We start from the raw sequence: 24,593 nt of genomic DNA, 5'->3' as shown, positions 1-24,593 counted from the left end.
CCTATTTAACCTTCAAAGTCATAGCTTACCACACCTTAATAAGCCAGTAAACTACAGGGAAATGTATGCTAGATGACTCTTATGAGGAAGGTAATCACCATAATGAGTCCCAATAACAGGTTGAAAAACAGGCCTGAGAACAATCCGATCACTGTGCCGAATCCAGCTTTGACCGCTTTATTGATATCATTTACGCTGAGGTATTCCCCCAGCATGGCACCGACCCAGGGTCCTATTAAGAGTCCTAAAGGGGGCAACAGGAACAAGCCCACAAAGGTGCCGATGAATGCTCCCCACACTCCGGCCCGAGTCGAGCCTGAATATTTCGCACCCAGGGTTGTGGAGAGATAGTCCACTATAACTGAGAGCAGTGTTATTCCGGCCATCATGGCGATAAACGAAATGTTGATAACCTCGAATCCTTCGTACCAGCCGTAGGCCACAATAATAACCAGAATCATCGGGATACCAGGTATTAAGGGGATGATCACCCCCACCAACCCCACCAGCATAAGCAGTACTGCCACAACCAGAACCAGGGTATCAGTCATTTAAAACGCCTCCTCCGGTTTTTTCTAGGCCTACATCGCCATGAGCAGATTAGCGATCACAAAACGGCAATGTTCATAGGTTAAGCCCCCCTGCAGGAAAGCACAATAAGGCTCCCGGCACGGGGCGTCGCAGGACAACTCAATGGATGATCCCTGTACGAACGTTCCGGCAGCCATGACTACCGGCACATCATAGCCGGGCAACTGTCCAAACTCCAGTGTTACGTCGCTGTCCAGCGGGGAACAGCTCTGCACTACCTGGCAAAAGCGGAGCAGTTGGTCGCTACTATTCAAACTGACGGCCTGTATGATGTCGGCTCGATGTGCATTCCAGACAGGTTCAGTCAGGTATCCGGCCGTTTCAAATAGGGCGGCCAGCAAGACTGCTCCCTTTAAGGCCTGTAACACAGTATGCGGAGCCATAAACAGACCCTGGTAAAACCAACGCTTGTCAACCAGGCTGGAGCCCATCTCTTTGCCCAGCCCGGGCGCGGTCAGGTAATAGGAGATGGCCTCAATAAGGTCGCCCCGTCCGACTATGTATCCCCCTCCAGGGGCCAGGCCGCCGCCGGGATTCTTGATCAGGGAGCCTGCCACCAGATCAGCCCCTACCTGGCACGGTTCCATGTTTTCCACAAATTCGCCGTAGCAATTATCTACCATGACGATGCAATCCGGATTGCGCCCTTTCACCGTCTTGATCAACCTTCTTATGCTGTCAACCGGGATAGCCGGGCGCAGGGTATACCCCCGGGAACGCTGTATCATAACCATTTTAATATGTTCGTCCAAGGCCGCTGCAATGGCTGGCTCATCAGGCAGACCATCAGGGGTAAGCGGCACCTCTTTATAGTCGATGCCCTTCTTTATTAGAGTATTGGGACGAAGGGGTCCCCCGTCGATTATATTGATCAAGGTGTCGTAAGGTCGCCCGCTGATGCTGAGCAGGCCATCACCAGACTTAAGCAGGGCAAATAGACAGGCCGTGATGGCATGGGTGCCGGATACTATCTGAGGCCTGACCAGAGCCTCCTCGGCCTGGAATACTTCGGCATAAATGCTTTCCAGTACCGCTCTGCCCATGTCTCCATAACCATAACCGGTGGAGCCATAGAAATGGTGCTCCCTTACCCGCGCCCGGCGAAAGGCATTTAAGACCCGTTCCCCATTCGCATAGGCAATATCTTCGATTATCTGAAACTGTGGTGATATCAAGCGTTCGGCTTCCCGTACCGCCTGCATTACATTACGCAATAATTGGGCCTCACTTTCAAGCATAGTGGTATAGCATACCATAGATATTATACACATGCCTGGCAAAGAACCACAATTCGTTTTCGCCGCTATCATGGCGAATGGCGGGCCTTGTCTGCAGAGGTCATTCTTAATTATGTGCACACGTGTAGGGGCGGGGCTCTGCTCCGCCTGGTTATCAGTGCCCCGGTTGCATTCAGTGGTAGGGGCGGGGCTCTGCTCCGCCCGGGTATCAGTGCCCCGGGTGCACACGTGTAGGGGCGGGGCTCTGCTCCGCCTAGGTATCAGTGCACCGGGTGCATTCGATAGTAGGGGCGGGGCTCTGCTCCGCCTGGGTATCAGTGCCCCGGGTGCATTCGGTTGTAGGGGCGGGGCTCTGCTCCGCCTGGTTATCAGTGCCCCGGTTGCATTCGGTTGTAGGGGCGGGGCTCTGCTCCGCCCGGGTATCAGTGCCCCGGGTGCACACGTGTAGGGGCGGGGCTCTGCTCCGCCCGCTCAGCATTAATTATGATTATTCCGTGGACACTCGTGATTAAAAATAATATTTATCTTCTTCCCATTTAAATGGGTTATCCTGTATGTATTGTCTAATATTTAACAAATCACTTTCGTCCCTAATGACATGATCATAATAATTCCTCTGCCAAATAATACGACCTGGTGCATTATGCTTTTTATTTGCTAGTCTAGTGGTGATGGATTTATACGCACAAATAATAGCGCCGATAGTTGGGGCGGGGCTCTGCTCCACCTGGGTATCAGTGCCCCGGGTGCATTCGGTGGTAGGGGTGGGGCTCTGCTCCGCCCGGGTATCAGTGCCCCGGTTGCATTCGGTTGTAGGGGCGGGGCTCTGCTCCGCCCGGGTATTAGTGCACCGGGTGCATTCAGTGGTAGGGGCGGGGCTCTGCTCCGCCTGCTCAGCATTAATTATGATTATTCCGTGGATATGGTTTGGCATTACTATAAATTGATCTAACTCTATTCGGGGATAGCGGTTTTTTAGTTCAAACCATTGCTCTGACACGATTTGCCCAACATCGGACAATTCTACCGACGGGTGGAGCAGAGCCCCGCCCCTACGGATGTCGGTGTCATGTGTGCACACGGTTGGGGCAGAGCGCCTCTCAGGACCCGACATTTTTCCTAAATAGTGTTGCTTATCTTTACAACATATGGTGATAAAATAAAAACCTGCCTGTGAATAATCATAATCCTTTAAACGTATTCGTTTCCTCTTCGGCAATTCCAAATTATCACCGCCTTGAATAAACAATCATTGAACGGCAAGAGCAGAGCCCTTGCCGTACGATACGCTGTTTCTATGTCCTGATGTCGTAACTCTAGTAATGTTCATTGTAGCATGTTTTTATTACCAAATGTTGGGTTATATGTTCAGGCGGGCGGAGCAGAGCCCCGCCCCTACGGATATGTCTGCAAAATGATTCTTCGGGCGAAGCAGAGCCCCGCCCCTACGGATATCCTGCAAAATGGTTCTTCGGGCGGAGCAGAGCCCCGCCCCTACAGATATGTCTGCAAAATGGTTCTTCAGGCGGAGCAGAGCCCCGCCCCTACGGATATGTCTGCAAAATGGTTTTTCGGGCGAAGCAGAGCCCCGCCCGTACGGCGGTGTCCTCGCTGTATTACTGCAGGCTCACCAAAATAGAAAACGACCCCCAAAAATGAAGGTCATTATAATCATTGAAAACGATGAAAAACTGCAGGCCATGCCAAGTCTATGATCAGACCTTGAGGTCAGACAGTTCCGGCATATCTACATCCTCAATGGTGGTGAGATCTTTACGAGTCAAGTTGGTCTTGTCAATCAGGCGCAGTGCCTGACGGCGGATCGATTTTTCAGTAAGGTTGCGAACAAAACGCGCATTGCCGCTGTGGGGGTGGCGATGGCTGGTGAAATCGGTCAGAATATGCTTCAATCGCCAGCGTCCGGCGCTGCTCAATACATAATCCCTCTCACTGTACAGATGCAGAGCGATTTGGAATAGTTCATCACAGGAATAATCATTGAAATGAATGTGTATGGGAAATCTCGATCTCAGGCCCGGATTAGATCGAACGAAATGGTCCATTTCATTGCAGTAACCGGCCAATATCACTACCAGATTATCACGGTGGTCCTCCATTTGCTTGACAATGGTGGCGATGGCCTCTTTGCCGAAATCCTTTTCGCCTCCTTGAGCCAGGGTATAGGCCTCATCTACAAATAATATACCACCTAAAGCCTTTTGAACGCTTTCTTTGGCTTTTTGTGCGGTGTGTCCGATATATTCCCCTACCAGGTCGGCTCTCTCCACCTCTACCAGGTGGCCTTTGTTTAAGAGCCCGATATCCTTGAATATTCTGCCCAGAATGCGGGCTACTGTGGTCTTACCGGTGCCGGGATTACCCTTGAAGATCATGTGCAGTGACACCGGCTGCGACTTCAGATTCTGCTCGGAACGTTTGACCTGAATCAAACTGTAAGCGGTTATCTCAGCCAGCATCTTTTTCACATCGGTTAGCCCGATCAGCTTTTGCAGTTCTTTGAATGATGGGCGATCATATAGCTCCGGGCAAAAACTGCTCGATTCCTGTGAATGCACCGGTCCGGGATGGTTGAATTTTTTTGATATTTGCACAGCATCACTACTCCTATCTGTTGTACCCTATCATATGACAGGCAGACAAAAGTGGTGCTACTTATATCAGCTGATACATTTTGTGCTTACCGCCAGACAGTCCCAATTATGTATAGGCAGCCCACATATAATGGGTCTACCGTCTGCCGTCCCCAATGAGTCCATTTAAAAACCCTGTTCACAGAACAGGGTTAATAGCCGCTATTTTGAACTTTCAAGCTTATTTATCTTCCTCATTCCTGAAATCAAGATTGAACATGCTTAAGGGACGCATCGGGGCAACAGTGGAAATGGCGTGTTTGTATACCAATTGCTGCTTATTGTCCAGTTCAACGATCACGGTAAAATTATCAAAGCCCTTCACCAACCCTTTGATCTGGAAGCCATTTATAAGGTAGATGGTGACCGGGGTCTTATCTTTTCTAACCAAATTTAAGAATGTATCCTGCAAGTTGACTTGGCTCTTCGACATTTACTAACCCCTCCATTAAATGAAAACTCATGTAATCTTTATTATCTCTCTCAGTAGAGATTTCTACAAGTCCTAAATTTGTCCTGCCAGATGCAGAGAAATATTTTTTGCTAACAGTTCGGTATCATTAATATCGTCAGGTTGCAGCCATTTGACGCGCCGATCCTTTCTAAACCAGGTCATCTGACGTTTGGCGAAATGCCGGGTTTCCCTTTTGATTTCCTCTATCATCACTGGCCTGGTAACAAACCCTTCCAAATAGTACATGACCTGTTTGTACCCTAAGGCCTGCATGGAAGTATGTTCCAGGGTGCATCCCTGCTGGCGCAGTTTAATGACTTCCTCCACCAACCCCGCTTCCAACATTGTATCGACGCGTTGATCAATGCGGGCATACAGTTGGTCGCGTTCCATACTGAGACCGATCGCTATCAACTGATAGGTGTCGCGTTGACGAACCTGATACCGAGAAAATGGTTTTCCAGTCAATTCGAAAACCTCCAGGGCTCTTACCATACGCTTTTGGTCTTTTGCACCGATCTTAGCCGCATATTCTGGATCGACTGTTCTGAGGCGCTCATAGGCAAAATCCAGCCCATAGATTGACACCATCTTGTTCCAATAGTCCCTGATAACCTGCCGTTTGGCCATGGGGTAAAACTGATAATCATCGACCACGGCTTGATAATACAAACCGGTTCCCCCGGTTAGTATAGGTATGATACCGGATCGATTCAGTTCTTCAATAGCAGCCTTGGCTAACTGCTGGTACTGAGCTACGCTGAATTCTTCGGTAGGTTCCACTATGTCGATGAGATGATGCTTCACCCTGGCCTGCTCCACGGCGCTGGCTTTGGCAGTACCGATATCCATGCCCCGATAAACCTGCATAGAGTCACAGGAAAGGATCTCCCCGTGCAATATTTCAGCCAGTTCAACAGCCAGGCTGGTTTTACCGCTGGCAGTCGGTCCAACTATGGCGAGCAGTTTATTCATGGGTGCCACCACCCTTTTCATGCTCAATATCGATTATTCCGAAGTGTATGCTATTATGAATACTTCCCACGGTGCGATGGCATCCCAGGCGTTCAAATTCGGGGCTGCCCGCCCGCTCTTTGATCAAGACCCGTTTTTTAGCTACCCTGCAGGCTTCGCGCACCGCTTCCTCACTCAACGGTTGGAGATCGCCCAGCAGGCGCACTGGGCTCAAAGTCTCACTTTTTAACAGAGGCCTTCTGAACATAGGATCAAAATAAACCAGATCATAACAATCGTCCGGAAGGCTTGCCAAATGGCAAAGATGGTCCGCAGCCAGCACATTAACGCGCTGAATGGCTTCACTGAGCCAGAGCAGCGGGGATTTGTAAAGCCGCATGCCCCATTTAACGGTATATGCTATAGCCGGAGAGGATTCCAGAGCCACCACCGGGCCTTTACAAAAGTAAGCCAGGACAATGCTATCTGCCCCTAACCCCAGGGTACAGTCCAATATACTATCTCCGGGATTCACACCAGCTGCTTCGATGAGCGGGTCGAGCTGTCCCTTTTTACGGTAGGCACTGAGGCGCACCTTGGCCATGCTGGGATGGAAGAAAAACTTGTTATCCCCGATATACATCACCGGTCCGCTATCCTGCCATACCACGACGGCATCAGCCTGGCTGTCATGCTGAATTGTTTTCAGTCCTCTACCCTTACGGGGTATGTAATCAAAGCCACTGTCCTTTAAGAAATACCGGAATAAGCAGTCCGGTTCCGGCCTGGACTGAGTGGTGGTAGCTACGATCTTCATTTTGGTCCTCAATAACGCTTGAACATCCGTTCCATATCCTGAGAAGATATCCTGATCAAAGTCGGTCGTCCATGGGGACAGTATTTGTAATCCGGGGTATCCAGCAAATCCGCCATCAAATTCAACATTTCCGCCCTGCTTAGGGATTGGCCGGCTTTGACAGCCTGATGACAGGCCATGCTGATCAGGGCGTTGCGGCGCCATTGATCCCCGGCCTCCAAATGAGCGGCATCCAGCATTTCTACCACCGTCCGTTCTTCCTGGCCGTTCAAACCTGCAGGCACGGCACGAATTATTATGGTATTATGCCCTAGCAGATCAATGTCGAAACCCAGCCCGGCAAAGAAAGCCAGCTGTTCCTGCAACAGGTCGGTCTGTGCTACAGATAGTTCTAGCACGATGGGAAACATAAGCTCCTGGCGGGCTTGATCTTTTTCATTCTGACCTTCTAACAGGCGGCTGAAAATAATCCGCTCATGGGCGGCATGCTGGTCCACGATAAATAGAGACTGGTCTATTTCTGCCAGTATGTAGGCATCATGAAACTGCCCTATGATATCCAGGCTCCTGGCATCATTATGCTCCGGTCCTGGTTGCGATTCAGCCTGTATGGTTTTAGGCGGGGGCATGGGGTACTGCCTATGGTTTTGAAAACTGGGTAGACTCCCAGAGATCCAGTGCTTGGCTATGGCCTCAGCCAGGTCAGTTCCAGCAGCGCTTTCATCACGGGAATGTTTATAGCCGTTGAAGCTGACCTGATATTCCCCGAGGCGGTTTTTTAACACCTCATTAACGGCTCGAAATACCTCCTGGTCACGACGAAAGCGGACTTCAATTTTCTGGGGATGCACATTTACATCTACCGCTTCTGGATCGATAGAGAGGTTGACTATAGCCACCGGGAACTCCCGCGATACTAATACGCCCTGATAGGCCTGATCCACAGCCCGGTATAAAAGCGGACTGCGAATGGGACGGTGGTTTATATAGAACAACTGCAGTTTACGGTTGGACTTCTTCAGTTCCGGCCGGGAAATATAACCACTTAACGAGATTTTATCGCCTTCATAAGTGAAGGCCAGGAGCTGCTCCATCAAGCTGGAACCATGCACTGCGATGATAGCATCTTTTAGCTCACCATTGCCCGGGGTCTTATAATATAGACGCCCTTCGCTGCTGAAGGAAATGGATATATCGGGACGGGCTAAAGCGTAACGCCCCACCAGCTCGTTGATGAAAATCCCTTCGCTGACCGGGGACTTTTGAAAGTGTTTGCGTGCCGGAGTGTTATAGAAAAGGTCTTCAACCAGCATACGGGTACCGGGCAGAGACTGCCGCTCTTCGCATGCCAGGGTTTTTCCGCCCTCGATGCGAAAATACATTCCGGCCTCATCAGCATGACGGCTGTATACCTGCACCTTCGCCACTGCCGCGATACTGGGCAAGGCCTCACCGCGAAATCCCATGGTCAAAATCTGCTGCAGGTCGCTCTCTGAACTCAACTTGCTGGTGGCATGGCGCTGGAAGGCCAACGGGACCTCGGCCAGCGGGATGCCCTGGCCATCGTCCTCCACCTCAATGCTCCTGCTCCCTCCGCCGCTGATACGCACTGCGATACGTGAAGCTCCGGCATCGATGGCGTTTTCCAGCAGTTCCTTGACTACCGAAGCCGGCCTTTCAATGACCTCCCCGGCGGCGATTTTATTTATCAGCTCATCGCGCAAAAGCCTGATGGACATGTTACAGCTTTATCTCCTGTTGGGTCCGGGTATCGGTTACCCGGTAGTCATCGTCGATCTTGTTCTGCAGGTATACCAGTTGATTATTGGACCGCTGCAGCGTCTGATACGCTGCCTGACCTTCTTCCCGGCAGTGAGTACAAGCCCGGAAGGGAATGGAGACACAGCCTACCGTATATTCCCTGCCGGAAGGATGGCGGGCTGATGAAACTATAGTTCTGAACCCGGCACATGTCGGGCAGAGGCGTACCTCGACCCGCTGCTGTTCGTGTATATAATCGGTGTCGTAGAATATATTGCGCAGTTCCATGCGGAAAGGACGGTCGCTCTTTGCTCTGGTCCGGGCTATTACTTCCTCCCTTTCACGGAACACCCTGAGCTGGGTGTCGACGATGCGCTGCAGGGCTTCCCGGTTGCCAGCGGGTTCTTTAAATTTGTTGGGCGAATAGTCCGGTTCCTTGAGATTGGAAAAATCTATTCCCGCCATGGCCATTATCAGACCCATGTTGATATAAGGCAGGGCTGACTCCACTGAATAGCCCCCTTCCAGGACCGCAATATCAGGTTTGAGGCGCTGATTGAGGCGGGCATAGCCCTGAGCGGTAAAGCACATATTGGCCAGGGGGTCGCTGTAATGGTTGTCCTGCCCGGCTGAATTCACTACCAGATCGGGCTTAAATTCCTCCAAAAGGGGCATCACCAGGTTATCCAGTATGAACAGAATACCTTCGTCGGTAGTGCGCGGCGACAGTGGGATATTAATAGTAGTCCCATAGGCCATCGGACCACCGTTCTCGTCCATGAAACCGCTGCCCGGATACAGAGTGCGGCCATCCTGATGGAAAGAGATAAAAAGCACATCAGGGTCATCCCAAAAGATCTCCTGTGTACCGTCTCCGTGGTGCACATCAGTATCCACAATGGCGATGCGCTTTAAGCCGTACTTGTGGCGCAGGTACTCCACCATAATGGCCTCATTATTGATATTGCAGAAGCCGCGGTTGCCATGGACCACGGTCATGGAGTGATGCCCTGGAGGGCGAATGATGGCAAAGCCGTTCTTAACCTCGCCGGTGACCACCGCATCAGCCATACGCAAAGCTGAACCGGCAGAGACCAGATGTGCTTCGGTGATCTGCGATTCTATATCCGGTACGCAGAAATGCACCCTGGCGATGTCTTTGAAGGTGGCCAGACCCGGCTGGTATTCGCGGATCTGAGGCATATCCATTATGCCTTCTTCGAAAATCTGATCACGGGTATATAAGAGGCGTTCCTCGCGCTCCGGGTGGGTCGGAGAAATGGCCCAGTCAAAGGCCGGAAAAAATAGAATTCCGGTCGGCTTCATTCACTCACCCCCTGATATTCTTCAATAAATCCGGGTGCGACCTGTATCCCAACCTCAAAGATCTTGCCTACCCGGTCCCAGCCGCGGATCATATTGAACTGCTCCTCCATAAAAAAACTGGCGTTTACGGTGTATTTATCTATGCCCCTGGCCCGGCTGACTTCTTCCAAGCAGCTTATGGCCAGAACTTTGGCATCGGTGAGTTGAAATTTTCGTGGATCTGGCAGAGTGCCGGTCAGCCCTCCGGAATCCACTGTATAGAGATTGCTGGCGGTGTCGACATGCAGTTGCAGGGCCAGGGTGGGACGAACTACCGCTGCCCCCAGGGCGTTGGCCACCGGAGCATAATGGTGTACAAAGCCCGGCACACCTATTTCTGCGGCCAGGATCGGGACTATAGCATGGGCTGCCGCCCCTATGCCGATGATCCGGTCCAATTGGAATTTACGGCGGTGCACTACTTCCCACACTTTATAAGCCGGTTCATTCTCCCATTCAGTGAACATATCAGATATCGACCGTTTCAAGCGTTCCATAACGGTTTCCACTACAAAGAAACAGAGACTCTGCAGCGACATTTGGGAAGATTCAGCCAAAGTAGTCAGCAGTTCTCTGGAGCGATTCCAATCTCCTACTTTCAATTCATGGTACACATTGAAAACATCGGTAACGGTGGGTTCATCCCCCCCGAAACAGGCCGCTGCCCCGATGCGCATCGGACCTACCCTGATGCTATTGTCCCGGCAGCGGATCACGCTATCGCCGCCTAGGGCAATCGAGCGTACCGCGAAGGCATTGATATGGGTGAAGTGTTTATCAATCCGCGCTCCCTTGGATGCATAGAGGGGTTCTCCGGAAATCAACAGCGATATATCGGTAGTGGTACCGCCGATATCTACCACCACCGAGTTCAGTCTATCCCGGCTCAGTGCAGTAGCACCCATAGTGCTGGCGGCAGGGCCGGAGAATATGGTTTCACAGGGATTGGAGAGCGAGGCCGCCAGAGGCATGGTGCCCCCATCGGCCTTGAGTATGTGAATCTCCGCATCCAAATTGCGGGCTTCCAGGGCTTGTTCGATGCGGTTGGCGAAGCGCTTCCACTCTGGCATAGTCATGGCTGTGAAATAAGTGGTGGCGGCACGGCGCGGAAAGTTCAGCTTTCCGGAAACCTCGGCACTTATGGTAACTTGCATCTCTGGGTCAATTTTCATAATCTCATCCCTGATTTGCTGTTCCAAGGACTGGTTGCGGTTGGAGAATTTACAGGCCACCGCGATCCTCTTGATGCCTTTGTGCTGTACATCCTGCAGGGCTACAAAGAGCTGATTGGTATCGATCTTTTCAATGATCCGACCGCGGAAATCAACCGCTCCCTGCAAAAAATAGATGTTTGCAGTCAGGTCATATGCCCGGTGAGGCAGCCCATAACCGGGCACCATGAAAAGTGCGGTAGGCTCCCCTTGCCCGGTGGCCAGCAGGTTGGTTACCAGAGTGGTGCTCAACACCACCCTGTTGATGTCAGTCCCATGGGCTGCTGCTAACAGCTCATCCAGAACCGCCAAAAGGCTCTCCTGCAGGTTGTCAGTCTGAGTAGGTTTCTTAACTGCGGCTAATATTCGGCCGTCATCGAATAATACCCCGTCAGTGAATGTACCACCGACGTCGATGCCGATTAACATGGCAGCACCTCCTTCTCCTATTTGGACCAGATCATTTAAAGTCACTTTTCCACTGGTATAGAATATTTAGAGCCTCACGCGGGCTGAGGTTGTCAACCTCCAATTGGAGCAGTGCTGTAAGCAAAGCATTATCAGCTCCAAACAGAGCAGGTTGTGTCAATACTTGTGCAGGCGGCGAACTGTCGGGCTTATTCTCCAGCCCTTTTAAGACCTCTTCGGCGCGCTGTAGCACCGGCCCTGGCAACCCGGCCAGTTTGGCCACATGAATACCGTAGCTCTTATCAGCTTTTCCCGGCAGGACCTTTTTTAAAAAGACCACTGTGTCACCACTCTCTTTGACTGATACAGAAAGGTTGACTATCCCTTGGGTCTCATCTGCCAGTGTAGTCAGTTCGTGATAATGGGTGGCAAAAAGGGTGCGCGCTTTAATTCGCTTAGCCAGGTCTTCGCTCACCGCCCGGGCAATGCTCAGCCCGTCAAAGGTGCTGGTGCCACGGCCGATTTCATCAAGGATGACCAGGCTGTTTGAGCTGGCGTTGCGCAATATGTTGGCCACCTCAACCATTTCCACCATGAAGGTGCTCTGACCAGAAGCCAGATCGTCACTTGCTCCTACCCGGGTGAAGACCTGGTCGGCTACCCCGATATAGGCTTCACGGGCGGGCACAAAACTGCCCATCTGGGCCATGATCACAATTAGGGCAGTCTGGCGCATATAGGTGCTTTTGCCGCCCATATTGGGTCCGGTTATGAGCAGGAAACGGTAGGCTTCGGAATCCATACGGATATCGTTGGGCACAAAATGGCTGTCCGGCAAGAAATGCTCCACTACCGGGTGGCGCCCCCCCTTGATCTCAATTCTACCACTTTCATCCACCCGGGGACGAACATAATCATAGCGGAAAGCACACTCAGCCAGGGATAGCAGTACATCGACCGTGGCTGCTTTAGCGGCGCTGTCTTGAATGCGTTCTAAGTGAACGGTAAGAGCTTCGCGCACCTGGACAAAAGCCTCGTATTCCAGATTAAAGAGGCGTTCTCGGGCACCCAGGATTTTATCTTCATATTGCTTCAGTTCCTCAGTTATGAAACGCTCGGTATTGACCAGTGTCTGTTTGCGTACATAATCAACTGGCACCAGGTGCAGGTTGGAGCGGCTTATTTCCAGATAATAACCGAAAACCTTGTTGAAGCCGACCTTGAGATATTTAATACCGGTGCGCTCCTTTTCCTTATTCTCATACTCCACCAACCAGGCGGACCCTTCACATGAAAGCGCTTTTAATGCATCGATCTCTGGATCATAACCAGACTTGATCAATCCGCCCTCTCTTAAGGCCAAAGGGGGGTCATTTTCTATCGAACGCTCGATAAGATCGGCCAGATCCTCCAGGTTGTCCAACAAAGCTGCCTGCTTGAGCAGACTATTGTGACAATTTCGTAACACCCTTTTCAAATCGGTCAAGGCCAGGCAGGATGACTTTAAGGCCAACAGATCGCGGGCATTGGCATTGCCGCTGCCCAGCTTGCCGCTGAGTCGCTCCATGTCATAGACCCGCTCTAATACGCCTGCCAACTCTTCTCTCAGGCCTATCTGGGAGTATAATTCTTCAACCCCCTCCAGGCGTTCATTGATGGCAGCGACCTCCCGCAAGGGCAGTTCCAGCCACCTTCTCAAAAGTCGTTTGCCCATGCTGGTATGACACCGGTCCAGAATGCTGAACAATGTGCCGGTTTTACTCCCCTCACGCAGGTTGGCGGTTATCTCCAAATTGCGCCGCGAAGCGCTGTCTATAAAGAGGTAATTCTCGGGGCGGTAAATCTTGAGGGACATGATATGCTGCAGATGCTGCTGCTGAGTTTCCTGGAGGAATAGTACAATAGCGGCCGCTGCCTGAAGGCCGGCGGTAAAATCTTTCAAACCGAATCCATCCAGGGTAGCGGTGCGGAAATTTTTCTTTAGGATATCCGCAGCTTGTCTGTGCTCCAGGGCCTCAGCAGGTATATCGGCTACTGCGGTTTTCAAAGACCAGGCAGGTTTGGTCCAGTATTGCGAATAAAGCCCGGCACTGCTGTCTATCAGGCATTCCGCCGGTGCCAGGCGGTGCAGTTCAGCGCTAAGGCTGTTCAGAGCGGACGGTCCGGTAAATTCTGTGAGCAGGAACTCTCCGGTCGATACATCGACCCAGGCCAGGCCCAGGCAGTTTTTGGCCTCCACTACTGCAGCCAGGTAATTGTTGCGGTCCTCAGGCAAGAGATTCTCATCGGTAACGGTTCCAGGAGTAACTACCCTGATTACCTCTCGCTTAACGATTCCTTTGGCTTCTTTGGGGTCTTCCACCTGTTCACAGATGGCGATTTTATATCCTTGAGAGATCAATTTAGCTATGTAGCCGTTGGCAGAATGATATGGTATGCCGCACATGGGGATGCGCTCGGTCTGACCACCGTCCCGAGCAGTGAGAACGATATCCAGTTCCCGGGAAGCTATCTGGGCATCCTCAAAGAACATTTCGTAAAAATCCCCCAGGCGGAAAAAAAGAATGGCGTCCTGGTGTTGGCCTTTTATGTCCAGATATTGCTCAATCATGGGGGTGAACTTCGACAAGACTAAGTCTCCTCCTCATTACTAGAAAACTCCTCTCGCCTATCCGGGCAAAAAGAAAGACCCAGATAGGGCCCTTCGATATAAAATACCCACCGAAAATGAGTCCTTACATGCCGCAGCCGCTGCATGAACCTCCGCAGCCATCAGGGCTGCAGCCGCCAGAAAGGCTCTGATTCATGGCAAAATACACTGCCTGCATCAGATTGTTGAATCTGTCCTGTGCATCCATTACCTGCATCACCAGAGGATTGTTGCGCATCTGTTGTTCCAGGATATGCAGATGGTTTTCATCTTCAGAAGTCACATTCTGACCAGCCTGTTGCTTGTTATCCAGATTCATGCGACTGGCCTGGTACTTCATCACCAATCCGAATGCGGTTTCATCTGCTTGCAGCTGTTCCTGCAGCCTTTTTACCTCCATGAGTTCATCGCATGAGGCGATGGATGAACCCAGTTCCATGGCTAGTCTTATAATGTCATCTCTATGCAAAAGAGCTACCTCCTTATTAAATTCCAGGCTTACCTGGCTATTTCTCCAAATAGCGAAAACGTTCTGGCTTCTGTTATTTTAACACGTATAGTCTCGCCGGCGATATTGTCCGGACCAGAAAATATAATTATCCGATTAGTCCTGCTGCGAGAGGTCAGCTTACTGGGATCGGTTTTACTGGGCCCTTCCACCAATACCTCTTCACATTTGCCCTCCAGGCTGCGATTGATCTCCAGGGCAATACCGTACTGCAGCTGGGTGAGCTGGTGCAACCTCCTGCGCTTGATCTCCACCGGCAACTGCTCATCCATAGCAGCAGCTTTAGTGCCGGAACGGGGCGAATACATAAAGGTGAAGGCCGAATCAAAGCGTACTTTTTCTACCATATCCAGGGTTTCAGCAAAATCCTCTTCCCTCTCGCCGGGAAACCCCACAATAATATCGGTGCTGATGGCCACCCCGGGGATTCGCTCGCGCAACTCCAATGCCCTTTTTAAATAGTGCTCCCGGGTGTATCCGCGGTTCATCAATTTTAGGATACGGTTACTGCCGGATTGCATGGCCACGTGGATGTGTTCACAGACTTTGGGGTTTTGGGCCATGGTACCGATCAGCTTATCAGACAGATCCTTGGGGTGAGAGGTAGTAAAGCGGATGCGCTCGATACCTTTTACCTCTGAGACCATATTGAGCAGATCCGGGAAATCGATATTATCTTCCAGACCCCGGCCGTAAGAGTTTACATTTTGACCTAGGAGAGTGACCTCTTTATAACCTGCTGCTGCCAGGGCTTCAATCTCCTTCTTGATCTCTTGCGGATTGCGACTGCGCTCTCTGCCCCGGGTGTAGGGCACTATGCAATAGCTGCAAAAGTTGTTGCAGCCGAACATAATGTTGACAAAAGCACTGAAACCGCCGCTGCGCTTTGACGGCAGAGGCTCAATTATGGCACCTTCTTTATCCCATACCTGCACCACCGGAACATGTCCTTCCTCAGCGCGGCGTACCAGTCCAGGCAATTCATGTATGTTTAAGGTCCCGAATATGATATCTACCGGTTGCTTTTTCAGTATCTGCCTAACCTCGGGCAGTTGGGCCATACAGCCCCCAAAAGCTATAATTTTGGAAGGATCCTTACGTTTCCAGGCAGTTATTTCGCCCAACTTGCCGAACACCTTATTCTCTGCCGAATGCCTCACACTGCAGGTGTTAAAAATAATTAAGTTAGCCTCTTTAGGGTCTGCAACAGAATGATATCCACACCCTTCCAAAAGGCCGGCTATGACTTCAGAATCGCGAACATTCATCTGGCAGCCGTAGGTCAATATATGGTAGCGTTTTTCGGCTTGTTGATAATCCGACTTTGCTGACATCTTCAGTGCTCCTCTAGTCAACATAATAAAGCCGGGCACAGCCCGGCGGTGCAGATTAAAATCTAGTCCTGAGGACCTTTGATAGCCTTTTCCACCAGGTTCCTGATCTGATCCAAACTAACTCCACCGGCCAGTCGGGGTTTGCCGTTGATCAATGTTATCGGATAGCGGTAGCCTACAGATAGTACGTTAGGTACCTTGGGATAATCCGTCAGTCCGGTCTGCTCAACATCGATGTAGCGCACCTCTACCAGCTCTCCAAAATGCTCTTGCAACACCTCGGCCACCATTTTAGTGGTAGAGCTATAATCTGCGGTGCCGCAACAACCTCCTCCAGAGCAGCCTTCACAACTGCGGATCTCCCCCTGCGGGCCCACCAGTATCTCTATCAGTATTTTCTCTTGCTCGGACATTGCTATCCTCCTCATCCAGAAGTTTTCTTCACCGGATGATGCATTAATATGTATATCAGATCAATTTGATTACCAGCATACCCCAATTTCAGCCCGGGCGCAAGCAATGCAGATCGCAACAGTGAGCCGCCTGGAGATGCTCTGGTACCGCAAGCACTCATCCAGGGGTTCTAAGCTGCCGTCATCAAGTCTTAAGGGAAACGAAAGCAACATGTGTGATTACAATCGCATTTAACACGTAATGTGGCAGACTGGTACTGTTGCATTTTATTTCAGAAGAAATACTATCTTGGTCAATAGTTCGTTCTCAGGTACTTCCATAGGGGAGTTGTAATACAGTTCATAGACTACCCCGGTCGGTTCGTGTCCGTTGTCAATGACCCATTGGGTCAAGGCCTCATAGGTAGGCCCCATCTCCTGGTAAGGGCCGCTGTAAAGAGCAGTGGCTTTCTTGCCAGGCGGAATCTGGCTGGCATTAATGTGGCCTTTTCCGGGGATAACTTCAGAAACCGGAAACCCCATCTCAACATCCAGGTTTTCCATGTCCATATTATAGTAACATGTGAACGGTGCATCTGCTGGTTGTTTTCCAAGTTCTTCAAGATAAGCCATAATTGACTGATATGCTGCTCCCAGTTCTTGCGGTAGGTTTCCCACTGAAGTGGTCTTTCTTATGGACAACACCGGCTGTGATGTGGTTTCAATTAATTCGAATTTTTGATCCATAAACACACCTCCTGTTTTTATAATTGTAACCTAAAGTAGGCTTATATCTGCTAATGGTTAGATTTTTTAATGATAATCTTTACGGAATGTGCTCCTGGATAACTTTACCTACAAACCTAGAGCCCGGGATATAACGGCGGCCGCCTCAGCCCGGTTGGCTCCTCTCTTGGGTTGATAGGTATTATTAGTGTAGCCTTTTATTATGCCTTTTTGCTCAGCCGCCAGAACTGCACCTTGAGCCCATTGGGAGATGAAGGCCTGGTCAGCATATACGGTTTTAACGGTGTCGGTCTCCTCTGTATCGATTTGTGCAGCTTTCATAACCATGACTGCCATTTGTTCCCGGGTTATGGGGTCATCCGGGCCGAAGTAGGAGGTAGTATAACCACTGACAATGTCCTGGGCAGCTGCCGCAGCAATATAGTCTTTGGCCCAGTGTGATGAGGTGTCGCGGAAGATTTGGCCTCCTTTCGGGCTTATATCAAAGGCTGCTACCAGGGCTGTGGCGAACTCGGCCCGGCTAATGGGTTGTTCAGGCCGGAAAGTCCCGTCCGGATAGCCATCAAAAACCCCGCTTTTGATTAATTTACGAATATCCTCCTCCGCCCAGTGGCCGATAATATCCATGAACTGAGATGTGGTTTTATTGCTCAGGAATTTTTGTGCCGGCTGGATTATCGGCTTCTGAGGGGGGAGTTGGTATTTATCAGGGATAACCGGCAGGGGTACCTGCCAAGGTTTTTGCGGGCTAAAGGAGGCATTATCTAAAATCCGGCGGGCTTCAACAAAGTGTTCCCCATACCAATACTTAAAGCTGTTAGTGATGCCAATGGCAGTGGGGCGGCCTGAAATGGTATGGATAATGGCTGGCTTACCGTTGATGTTTCCAATATAAAGGGCTACATGGCCGATGTGAGTCCCGCTGCCAGTGCTGTCTTTTTTCCAGAAGGTGAAGATATCCCCCGGCTGTAACTTCTCGATGCCAACCAGTTCATAGGTACTGCTTCCCGGGACTTGGCGAGAGTACACCCCGTCAACCTTTTTGCCTACCTCAGGGTATTTTTTTGAAGCTGAGGTTATGGTGTATCCGAAATCTCTGTAAACCAGCGCAGTGAATATTGAACAGTCAATATATCCGGTGGTCTCGTATTTATGGTGACCATATATCATATAGCCGTTTTCCATATACCAGATGGCTCTGGCTACCAGGGCCTGTGCTTCGCTGTTATTATAATTTGCCAGAAAAGCATCGGCGATGACCTTATCATGCTTTAAATAGTCTGCATAGTTGTCCTTATATCTTTTTACACGGCTGTCAGTACTGCTGGCCGCCCAGGCTGAGGTGCCCGCAGCAAACGTCCATAAACCTATCAAACAGACAATAATGAACTTCCTTAGCATTACTTACCTCCTCTATAAGAAAAATGGTGTTAATTTTAAAATTTGCCACCTTAATCTTCAAGCCCTTTATGTAAATTGTGGTAATGACACGCGGGGACGTTTTATCTGTGTCATTTTTAATTCATGGAAGAATCGCTGCACGATATCCGGTTATGGAGCTAACCCCTACAATATTGCATTCATCCTTATTACTCCATGAAATAACATGTGGAGAATGTTTGGGTCAGAGACAGGGCATCAATGTGGCGAATTAAACCGTACTACAAGAGATAAGGCCATGTATGACTGTGCATCCATGGCCGGTGTCAGATTATCAAGTAATTCCCCCGCAGCCTCCCCATCAGAGTACTGTGGTTGCATAACGGCTGCATTTGCCTTGGGGGTTGTTCAAGTAACAGTACAGTTCATTTTCGTACTAACTCTTATTAACTTAACGTGGGTCATAGCCTACCACTGACCAGATACCGGTCTCGTCCTGGCGCAACAGGCGCTGCAGATACACCTTTTTGACCGGACCTTCAGAGACCGTAATTGCTGCCTGTGCACCGGTATTGAGCTCTAGTTTGAATGATGCCGACCCGATCTCAGGCTCTCCGATAATGCCCTGGGGCGACACTTTGAGATTGACAAAGGTCATAGCGACATGTAACGGATCAAGCTGCCAGGGGCTGCTGCCCCGGTCCACCTGCATTTGATTAGCTCTAACGATATCCATGTCCACAGACACTTTTACCTGAGCCTGGCTGACCAGGTCGTGGCTGACTTGGGGTAGAGTCAGATCAGGTGCGATTTCGGCTGCCAGAGCAACGCGTTGTGGGCCGGTTACCTTGATCTCCAGGCCGTTCTGCCGCCAGCGCAGGCCCTCCCACCAAACCTCCAAGGGGCCTCCGGCGGCCTGACCCAAGGCCGAATTGGGAGCCGGTGCAAAGCTGCCCTGTGCGCTTACTTCGGTGATAGTGGTGTCACCATAATCCAGGACCATGCGGTCTTGAAATGCCAGTACTCGCTTCGGGGCGGCGTCCGGAAGCAGAGGCGCAAAGCCGCTGATGAGAACAGCTTCTTCCACCGTAGCCACCAACTGCCCAGGATCATCCTGCACAATTTTATAACCTTGCGGCGGTTGGTACGCAAATAGATGGTCTTCGACCGGAGAGTTCACCTCCAGGCTGATAAAAGTATAGGTGGTCTGCAGTGAGTTTTGCATCGGGGTGCGGATTTGTATAGGAAGATCGGTTTGTTTATCCACCCAAAGATGGTAGGCCAGACCTCCAGGAGGACGGATTTCCAGTTTACTGGTGTCACGCCCGGCGATAACCTCTGAACCAACCACCTCATGGGGATACTGCAAAGCCCTTTGGGCTTCATCGCGCAGATCGAACCCCTGCCGGGTAGGATCGGGAAGCACTGGCAATATAGCTACTGCTTTTTCCTGGGGACGGACTTGCCATTTCTTGTCGCCATTGTTAACTGTAACAGTCCCGTCGTCTTGCCTGACAGCATATCTGTCACCTACTGACCACAACTCTGCCCGACGCACCAACCACTCCTCGCCAGCCTGGTTATTAGAACGCATTTCCAAGACTCCATGATAACTGCTGAGGTTGCTGACGGCCTGCTGCATGGCGTAAGCTACGTCGTTTCTAAACATATTAGGACTGCTGACCATCACCGCCAAGATGAGCAAACAAGCCGCCAGGGCTGCTGCGGGAATCATCCATTTGGGCCGGGAAAGCTTGGGCCTTGACTGTCCAGCAAGCACCCCGGAGGCATTCCTCACCGTGCCGGATCTTTCGCGTTCCTGTATCCTGGTGGTCAGCTTTTCAGCCAGTCCCTGGGCGAATCCTGAATCCGGCAGGGCTGGTTCTTTCAAGCTCTTGACCGCTCTGACGGCTGAAAATATCTGTTCAAGTTCCTGATCATTGACGCCATTGCCGGTCTTTCCGGGAGCGGCCTCTTTATTGAGGGCGTCGATATATTCTGATACGATGCTTTCTTTTCTCTCCATGTTTCAACCCTCCTTTTTAATCAACGTCATCCAGATACCGTGCCAGGGTTTGCAAGGCGCGGTATTGACAAGTGCGTACGGCTGCTTCGCTTTTCCCCATCTGTCGGGCTGTATCAGCAACACTGCAACCCATTAGGATTCTGAGTTGGAGGACTGTCTTCTGTTCCGGTTTGAGCCTTTCCAGGGCGCTTTCGATCCTCAGCCTCTGCACCAGTTCCGTTTGGTTATCCTCAACTAGCGGTTTCACATCTTCCCAATTGACTACTTTGCCCTGAAGTTGTCTTTTCCGCCAGGAGTCTCGGATAATATTAACACCTACTGTCTTCAGATATCCGAGTACATTATGCGGAGGTTCACCATGATTCCGGAAATATGCCAGGGTTCTGGCAAAGCTCTCCTGAGTTATATCTTCGGCTTCTTCCCGGTTCTGAACCCGGTGGTAAATAAACCTATAAACAGGCTCCCAGAGTGCCAGACACAGCTCTTCAATCGAATACGCATCACCTTGCGCCGCCTTGAGGAGTATGTTAGTCCTAATAACTTTCACCTTCTTTATACCGATCGGCTTTATAAATACAGACGAATAAGCATTGTCAAATGTCACAACATATTCGGTTAGATTATTATTGGTTGCTCCTACAATATTTTATAGATTGATATGTTGCCCTATTTTAAGGATCACAATAGAAAGGCCGAACGAGGCTTAGTAGACCTCGCTCGGCGCGAATTAGCTTATAATTATTGGTGCTCATTATAAATTACTGCCAGGTTGGGCTTAGAATCTCCCAGCACAAAATACTGTGGCATTTTGAGATGCCATGTAGATCGTCATTAGGCGGCACTTACAAATCAGCTGCTGCTGCTTTTGAAAGGCGCTTTCCCCAAGGTTTTATATAGGATATCAGCAATAATGAGATTAGAATAGCCAGTGAGATTATTGTTCCAACTAACAGCATGGTATGGCTATGTAAATAGGCGGGATTGTCAAGGGGGTTAATCTGCCCGGCGGCTGTCAGGTTTATGGGCTCTTCAAACCATATTCTCACCAGGGTGCTGCCAAAAAGAACCGCTGTGATATTTCCCAGTGTCTTAATCATAATCCAATAATACTTGAACAAACCCCAGGAAGTCCGCAGCGATATCCATACTCCCGAAATGATGCACCCAATAGCACCGGGGATGATCAAAAACCAATCGAAATACCTGGCAAACATGTGGGCCGCCCTGATCTGCTCATGATCAGTCACTACAGTAGTAGCCAGACTGGTCAAAAGCAATGCCCCAACCACCCCGGAGAAGTATATAATCACAAAAACAACATGGGCCAGGTGCCAGCATTTTTTCTGTCTGGTGCTCAAACGAGCAGGAAACAGCTTTGCAATCTGAACCATACCGATTATCAAAACCAATAGGGTGAATACGGTACCGATAAGTTCTATCATAACGTTATACCTCCATGTGGCCTATGGAAACCGCGATTTTATAGGAAGTCCTCACACCGCTTTAAGTATCCCTTTTCCTTACTGCTTACTGCGATCGCTTCCTGTTAGCAACAGGGTCAATAAAATGCCGACACCGGCTATAAAGAATACCATCACTGATGCTACTGCTATAAACATCTCGCCAGTGGCATAGCGGGTGACAAATCCCGTGAATATACTGAAAAGCAAAAGCCCCACTGAAAGACCATACAGGGCTGCCCGGATCGTGTTCATGGCGTATTTATGCATGGTTTCCCTGGTAAGAACGCTATATGTCAAAAGCGTTCCACCGGCTACCAAGAATATAAGATTGCCCAACGACGCCACCCCGAAGCCAGCCATGAAGTAGAGCATCAGCGCACTAAACAATCCGAACAGGATAAGCATTGAACCTATCACTATACCGGCAGTAGAGATCCTGGCCTTCATGGATGTATAAACCGATTGTCTGGCCGTGTCCTGACCGAGCCTGCGCATATCTTCGACCAGTCCGCTCAAATCGCCCATGGAGGCAACCGCTTCCCTGAAAGCCTCTTCATCATTCAGTCCCCTGGCTTTGATATCCTGAATTTTTTCCCTCAGGTTTACAGCCAACTCTTCTTTTAATTCGAAAAGCTGCTGGCTGGCCCCTACCCCGGCAAATAAATGGTTTATATATTCATCAATTTTATTTTTTTGGGATATCTCATTATTCATCACTATTTAGGCCTCCTTGTATCAATTTATCCAAGACCTCCCTGGCAAAAACCCAATCCTTGCGGTTCTGTTCATAATGATCTTTGCCCTTCGCGGTGATGCGGTAATATTTGCGCCTGCTTCCCTGAGTCTCATCGCCCCAGTAGGAAACGATAAGTTCATCCTGCTCTAAGCGCCTGAAAGCAGAATACAGGGTAGCTTCCTTAAGCTCATAGCGCTGCCCGCTCAAAGTGAGCACAGTCTTATAAATCTCATATCCGTAGCTGTCGCCTTGCCGAAGGATGTTTAAAATAATGGTGTCGGTGTGACCGCGTATCAGATCTGTGGAAATTTTTCCACCCATATAATATCACCTCTTATAGTATATTATATGACACACTACTATGCGTGTCAAGGTACTATGGCTGAGAGTAGTTAATACATCGATTGCCCTGTGACTTCTGAAATAAGGCAATTTCGTACCAGTTGATACCGATAATAAATTGTAAGCATTGTTTGTGGAAGGTAAGATATGAATAATATATAGATTGAGCGCTTGACTAAATATTACGGCCGCTTCAACTCTATTGGGGCATGGAGCTGAACCCATCGACCGAGACGGTTTCAGGTGTTTTGTAATTAAAGCGGGTTGAATATATTGGAGAAGCTGGGCTCCGGTTGGTGATGCTGCTCACTTGGTTAAGCTATTTGTATTTCCCTGGGCTTCTTGCTTGCTGCAGTCAGGAATGTTTAGAGGCAACATCCCTGGCTGCAGCGCTGATTATAACAACATGTCCTCATCTCAATTGCTATCGATCCGGATTCCTGGCTTTGGGCTCTTTTGACAATGTCCAGGCTTTTCCTGTCAGTCGGGTAAAACCCCGGCGGGGAATCCGCATTTTGCCTCTCTACTGCTTGACTAGATTATTCTTAACCTCATATTGCTGGAAAAGTTCATCCATCCACACGGCATATTCATCACCCATCCGTTCCTCCAGCAGGGTCTGTCTGATCTCCTCTTTGCTGGCTTCGTAATCAGGCTCCTGGGCCGCCTTCTTATCGGTGACTTTGATAATGTGGAAGCCGTAATCGGTCTGTACTGGCCCGCTGATTTCACCTGCTTGCATTGCAAAGGCCACTTCGTCAAACTCGGGCACCATCTGTCCCTCGGCAAAATACCCCAGGTCTCCGCCATTGTCTTTGTTGCTGACATCAGTTGAGTATTCACTGGCCAGTTGGGCGAAATCAGCGCCCCCATCCAGTTTGGCCTTGACTTCATTGGCCGCCTCCAGGTTATCAACCAGAATATGGCTGGCCTTTACTTGTTCTGGTTGAGCAAATGAATCCTGATTGGCTTCGTAATACTCCTTGATCTCTTCTTCGCTGATGGTGATCCTCTGCGATAACATCTTTTTTACCTGGAGATTTGCCGTAGTATCTTCTCTCACATCCTCAATGGTATGACCGCTGGCTTGCAGGGTCTCTTTAAAGGCCTGTTCACCGCCGTAGTAATCGTAATACTTTTGAATTTCAGCCGCCACTTCCTCTTCAGCGACTACAATGTTCTGTTTGGCAGCTTCCAGTTTTACGATCTTCAACGCAATCATCGAATCCAGAACCTGATTGCCATTGGCTTTTACCAGGGAATCGTAAAACTCTTGCTGGGTGATCTTTTCGCCGTTAACACTGGCGATAACCGGCTGATTCAGTTGGGCGGCGCCATAGCCTGCTCCGATTCCTAACAGGGTAAAAACTACAATCAGTGCTATGGTGCGGGTTAGGTTGGATTTGTTTTCATTCACTGTATTCACACTCCTTCATCTCAAATATATTAGCACAACAATGTGTCGCTTTTGTGTTCAGTCTGCCGGTATTTAATGTCAATACCGCGTTCAAGTAATTGCGGCTACTGAGAATTACTATGAGGGAGCCTTTCACTCCCGTCCTGGC

General features: G+C 50.0%; 23 protein-coding genes. All 23 read right to left on the bottom strand.

The features are described from left to right. Positions 1 to 68 precede the first annotated feature (68 nt). Complete coding sequence (locus AC15IQ_RS13700) at positions 69 to 551, bottom strand: DUF456 domain-containing protein (RefSeq protein ID WP_483179796.1); 483 nt, start codon at positions 549 to 551, stop codon at positions 69 to 71. A 30-nt stretch (positions 552 to 581) separates the two neighbouring features. After that, positions 582 to 1,805 carry a methionine gamma-lyase family protein gene (locus tag AC15IQ_RS13695; protein ID WP_483179794.1) on the bottom strand — a complete coding sequence of 408 codons (1,224 nt, stop codon included), beginning with the start codon at positions 1,803 to 1,805 and terminating at the stop codon, positions 582 to 584. A gap of 277 nt (positions 1,806 to 2,082) precedes the next feature. Continuing rightward, positions 2,083 to 2,307 carry a hypothetical protein gene (locus AC15IQ_RS13690; protein WP_483179792.1) on the bottom strand — a complete coding sequence of 75 codons (225 nt, stop codon included), beginning with the start codon at positions 2,305 to 2,307 and terminating at the stop codon, positions 2,083 to 2,085. A gap of 30 nt (positions 2,308 to 2,337) precedes the next feature. After that, a complete protein-coding gene (locus AC15IQ_RS13685; protein WP_483179791.1) occupies positions 2,338 to 2,910 on the bottom strand; it encodes a transposase in 573 nt (190 codons plus the stop codon). Between the two features lie 634 nt (positions 2,911 to 3,544). Further along, the gene (locus tag AC15IQ_RS13680) at positions 3,545 to 4,441 is read right to left on the bottom strand and encodes an AAA family ATPase (protein WP_483179789.1); all 897 of its coding nucleotides are present in this window, start codon (positions 4,439 to 4,441) and stop codon (positions 3,545 to 3,547) included. 220 nt (positions 4,442 to 4,661) lie between these two features. After that, positions 4,662 to 4,913 (bottom strand): RNA chaperone Hfq, encoded by a 252-nt coding sequence (hfq, locus tag AC15IQ_RS13675; protein WP_483179786.1) that lies wholly within the window; start codon positions 4,911 to 4,913, stop codon positions 4,662 to 4,664. Positions 4,914 to 4,985: 72 nt separating this feature from the next. Continuing rightward, positions 4,986 to 5,909, bottom strand: coding sequence for a tRNA (adenosine(37)-N6)-dimethylallyltransferase MiaA (gene miaA, locus AC15IQ_RS13670; protein WP_483179784.1), 924 nt, complete (start codon positions 5,907 to 5,909; stop codon positions 4,986 to 4,988). Beyond that, complete coding sequence (locus AC15IQ_RS13665) at positions 5,902 to 6,705, bottom strand: class I SAM-dependent methyltransferase (RefSeq protein ID WP_483179782.1); 804 nt, start codon at positions 6,703 to 6,705, stop codon at positions 5,902 to 5,904. The genes miaA and AC15IQ_RS13665 overlap by 8 nt, the downstream gene beginning before the upstream one ends. A gap of 8 nt (positions 6,706 to 6,713) precedes the next feature. Further along, on the bottom strand, positions 6,714 to 8,444 hold the full coding sequence (gene mutL / locus AC15IQ_RS13660) for a DNA mismatch repair endonuclease MutL (protein ID WP_483179781.1): 1,731 nt from the start codon (positions 8,442 to 8,444) through the stop codon (positions 6,714 to 6,716). Between the two features lies 1 nt (position 8,445). Beyond that, complete coding sequence (locus AC15IQ_RS13655; protein ID WP_483179780.1) at positions 8,446 to 9,792, bottom strand: histone deacetylase family protein; 1,347 nt, start codon at positions 9,790 to 9,792, stop codon at positions 8,446 to 8,448. Continuing rightward, a complete protein-coding gene (locus AC15IQ_RS13650; protein ID WP_483179778.1) occupies positions 9,789 to 11,471 on the bottom strand; it encodes a hydantoinase/oxoprolinase family protein in 1,683 nt (560 codons plus the stop codon). The genes AC15IQ_RS13655 and AC15IQ_RS13650 overlap by 4 nt, the downstream gene beginning before the upstream one ends. Before the next feature lie 31 nt (positions 11,472 to 11,502). Further along, positions 11,503 to 14,079 (bottom strand): DNA mismatch repair protein MutS, encoded by a 2,577-nt coding sequence (gene mutS, locus AC15IQ_RS13645; RefSeq protein ID WP_483179776.1) that lies wholly within the window; start codon positions 14,077 to 14,079, stop codon positions 11,503 to 11,505. 106 nt (positions 14,080 to 14,185) lie between these two features. Then, positions 14,186 to 14,569, bottom strand: a complete 384-nt coding sequence (locus AC15IQ_RS13640) for a YlbF/YmcA family competence regulator (protein WP_483179775.1) — start codon at positions 14,567 to 14,569, stop codon at positions 14,186 to 14,188. Positions 14,570 to 14,598: 29 nt separating this feature from the next. Then, positions 14,599 to 15,942 (bottom strand): tRNA (N6-isopentenyl adenosine(37)-C2)-methylthiotransferase MiaB, encoded by a 1,344-nt coding sequence (gene miaB, locus AC15IQ_RS13635; RefSeq protein ID WP_483179773.1) that lies wholly within the window; start codon positions 15,940 to 15,942, stop codon positions 14,599 to 14,601. A gap of 62 nt (positions 15,943 to 16,004) precedes the next feature. After that, complete coding sequence (locus tag AC15IQ_RS13630) at positions 16,005 to 16,355, bottom strand: hypothetical protein (protein WP_483179772.1); 351 nt, start codon at positions 16,353 to 16,355, stop codon at positions 16,005 to 16,007. Positions 16,356 to 16,622: 267 nt separating this feature from the next. Beyond that, positions 16,623 to 17,081 carry a GyrI-like domain-containing protein gene (locus AC15IQ_RS13625; RefSeq protein ID WP_483179770.1) on the bottom strand — a complete coding sequence of 153 codons (459 nt, stop codon included), beginning with the start codon at positions 17,079 to 17,081 and terminating at the stop codon, positions 16,623 to 16,625. A 108-nt stretch (positions 17,082 to 17,189) separates the two neighbouring features. After that, positions 17,190 to 18,482, bottom strand: coding sequence for an S-layer homology domain-containing protein (locus tag AC15IQ_RS13620; protein ID WP_483179768.1), 1,293 nt, complete (start codon positions 18,480 to 18,482; stop codon positions 17,190 to 17,192). A gap of 430 nt (positions 18,483 to 18,912) precedes the next feature. Next, the gene (locus AC15IQ_RS13615; RefSeq protein ID WP_483179765.1) at positions 18,913 to 20,487 is read right to left on the bottom strand and encodes a LolA family protein; all 1,575 of its coding nucleotides are present in this window, start codon (positions 20,485 to 20,487) and stop codon (positions 18,913 to 18,915) included. 16 nt (positions 20,488 to 20,503) lie between these two features. After that, positions 20,504 to 21,091, bottom strand: a complete 588-nt coding sequence (locus AC15IQ_RS13610) for an RNA polymerase sigma factor (protein ID WP_483179763.1) — start codon at positions 21,089 to 21,091, stop codon at positions 20,504 to 20,506. A 238-nt stretch (positions 21,092 to 21,329) separates the two neighbouring features. Continuing rightward, positions 21,330 to 21,929 carry a DUF2269 domain-containing protein gene (locus AC15IQ_RS13605; protein WP_483179762.1) on the bottom strand — a complete coding sequence of 200 codons (600 nt, stop codon included), beginning with the start codon at positions 21,927 to 21,929 and terminating at the stop codon, positions 21,330 to 21,332. A gap of 78 nt (positions 21,930 to 22,007) precedes the next feature. After that, positions 22,008 to 22,664, bottom strand: coding sequence for a permease prefix domain 1-containing protein (locus AC15IQ_RS13600; protein ID WP_483179955.1), 657 nt, complete (start codon positions 22,662 to 22,664; stop codon positions 22,008 to 22,010). Beyond that, positions 22,657 to 23,007, bottom strand: coding sequence for a PadR family transcriptional regulator (locus AC15IQ_RS13595; RefSeq protein WP_483179760.1), 351 nt, complete (start codon positions 23,005 to 23,007; stop codon positions 22,657 to 22,659). The genes AC15IQ_RS13600 and AC15IQ_RS13595 overlap by 8 nt, the downstream gene beginning before the upstream one ends. A gap of 544 nt (positions 23,008 to 23,551) precedes the next feature. Further along, positions 23,552 to 24,445 carry a peptidylprolyl isomerase gene (locus AC15IQ_RS13590; protein ID WP_483179758.1) on the bottom strand — a complete coding sequence of 298 codons (894 nt, stop codon included), beginning with the start codon at positions 24,443 to 24,445 and terminating at the stop codon, positions 23,552 to 23,554. Between the last annotated feature and the right edge of the window lie 148 nt (positions 24,446 to 24,593).

This window comes from Syntrophomonas sp. DTU019 (assembly GCA_913757435.1).
GTDB lineage: Bacteria > Bacillota > Syntrophomonadia > Syntrophomonadales > Syntrophomonadaceae > DTU019.
This window is presented reverse-complemented; position numbering and strand designations above follow the sequence as displayed.

Bases quoted from the DNA above. Each gene is read 5' to 3' on its own strand.
- AC15IQ_RS13700 (WP_483179796.1), bottom strand. From the start codon at position 551: ATGACTGATACCCTGGTTCTGGTTGTGGCAGTACTGCTTATGCTGGTG.
- AC15IQ_RS13690 (WP_483179792.1), bottom strand. From the start codon at position 2,307: ATGCTGAGCGGGCGGAGCAGAGCCCCGCCCCTACACGTGTGCACCCGG.
- hfq (WP_483179786.1), bottom strand. From the start codon at position 4,913: ATGTCGAAGAGCCAAGTCAACTTGCAGGATACATTCTTAAATTTGGTT.
- miaA (WP_483179784.1), bottom strand. From the start codon at position 5,909: ATGAATAAACTGCTCGCCATAGTTGGACCGACTGCCAGCGGTAAAACC.
- AC15IQ_RS13665 (WP_483179782.1), bottom strand. From the start codon at position 6,705: ATGAAGATCGTAGCTACCACCACTCAGTCCAGGCCGGAACCGGACTGC.
- mutL (WP_483179781.1), bottom strand. From the start codon at position 8,444: ATGTCCATCAGGCTTTTGCGCGATGAGCTGATAAATAAAATCGCCGCC.
- AC15IQ_RS13655 (WP_483179780.1), bottom strand. From the start codon at position 9,792: ATGAAGCCGACCGGAATTCTATTTTTTCCGGCCTTTGACTGGGCCATT.
- AC15IQ_RS13650 (WP_483179778.1), bottom strand. From the start codon at position 11,471: ATGTTAATCGGCATCGACGTCGGTGGTACATTCACTGACGGGGTATTA.
- miaB (WP_483179773.1), bottom strand. From the start codon at position 15,942: ATGTCAGCAAAGTCGGATTATCAACAAGCCGAAAAACGCTACCATATA.
- AC15IQ_RS13630 (WP_483179772.1), bottom strand. From the start codon at position 16,355: ATGTCCGAGCAAGAGAAAATACTGATAGAGATACTGGTGGGCCCGCAG.
- AC15IQ_RS13625 (WP_483179770.1), bottom strand. From the start codon at position 17,081: ATGGATCAAAAATTCGAATTAATTGAAACCACATCACAGCCGGTGTTG.
- AC15IQ_RS13620 (WP_483179768.1), bottom strand. From the start codon at position 18,482: ATGCTAAGGAAGTTCATTATTGTCTGTTTGATAGGTTTATGGACGTTT.
- AC15IQ_RS13615 (WP_483179765.1), bottom strand. From the start codon at position 20,487: ATGGAGAGAAAAGAAAGCATCGTATCAGAATATATCGACGCCCTCAAT.
- AC15IQ_RS13605 (WP_483179762.1), bottom strand. From the start codon at position 21,929: ATGATAGAACTTATCGGTACCGTATTCACCCTATTGGTTTTGATAATC.
- AC15IQ_RS13600 (WP_483179955.1), bottom strand. From the start codon at position 22,664: ATGAATAATGAGATATCCCAAAAAAATAAAATTGATGAATATATAAAC.
- AC15IQ_RS13595 (WP_483179760.1), bottom strand. From the start codon at position 23,007: ATGGGTGGAAAAATTTCCACAGATCTGATACGCGGTCACACCGACACC.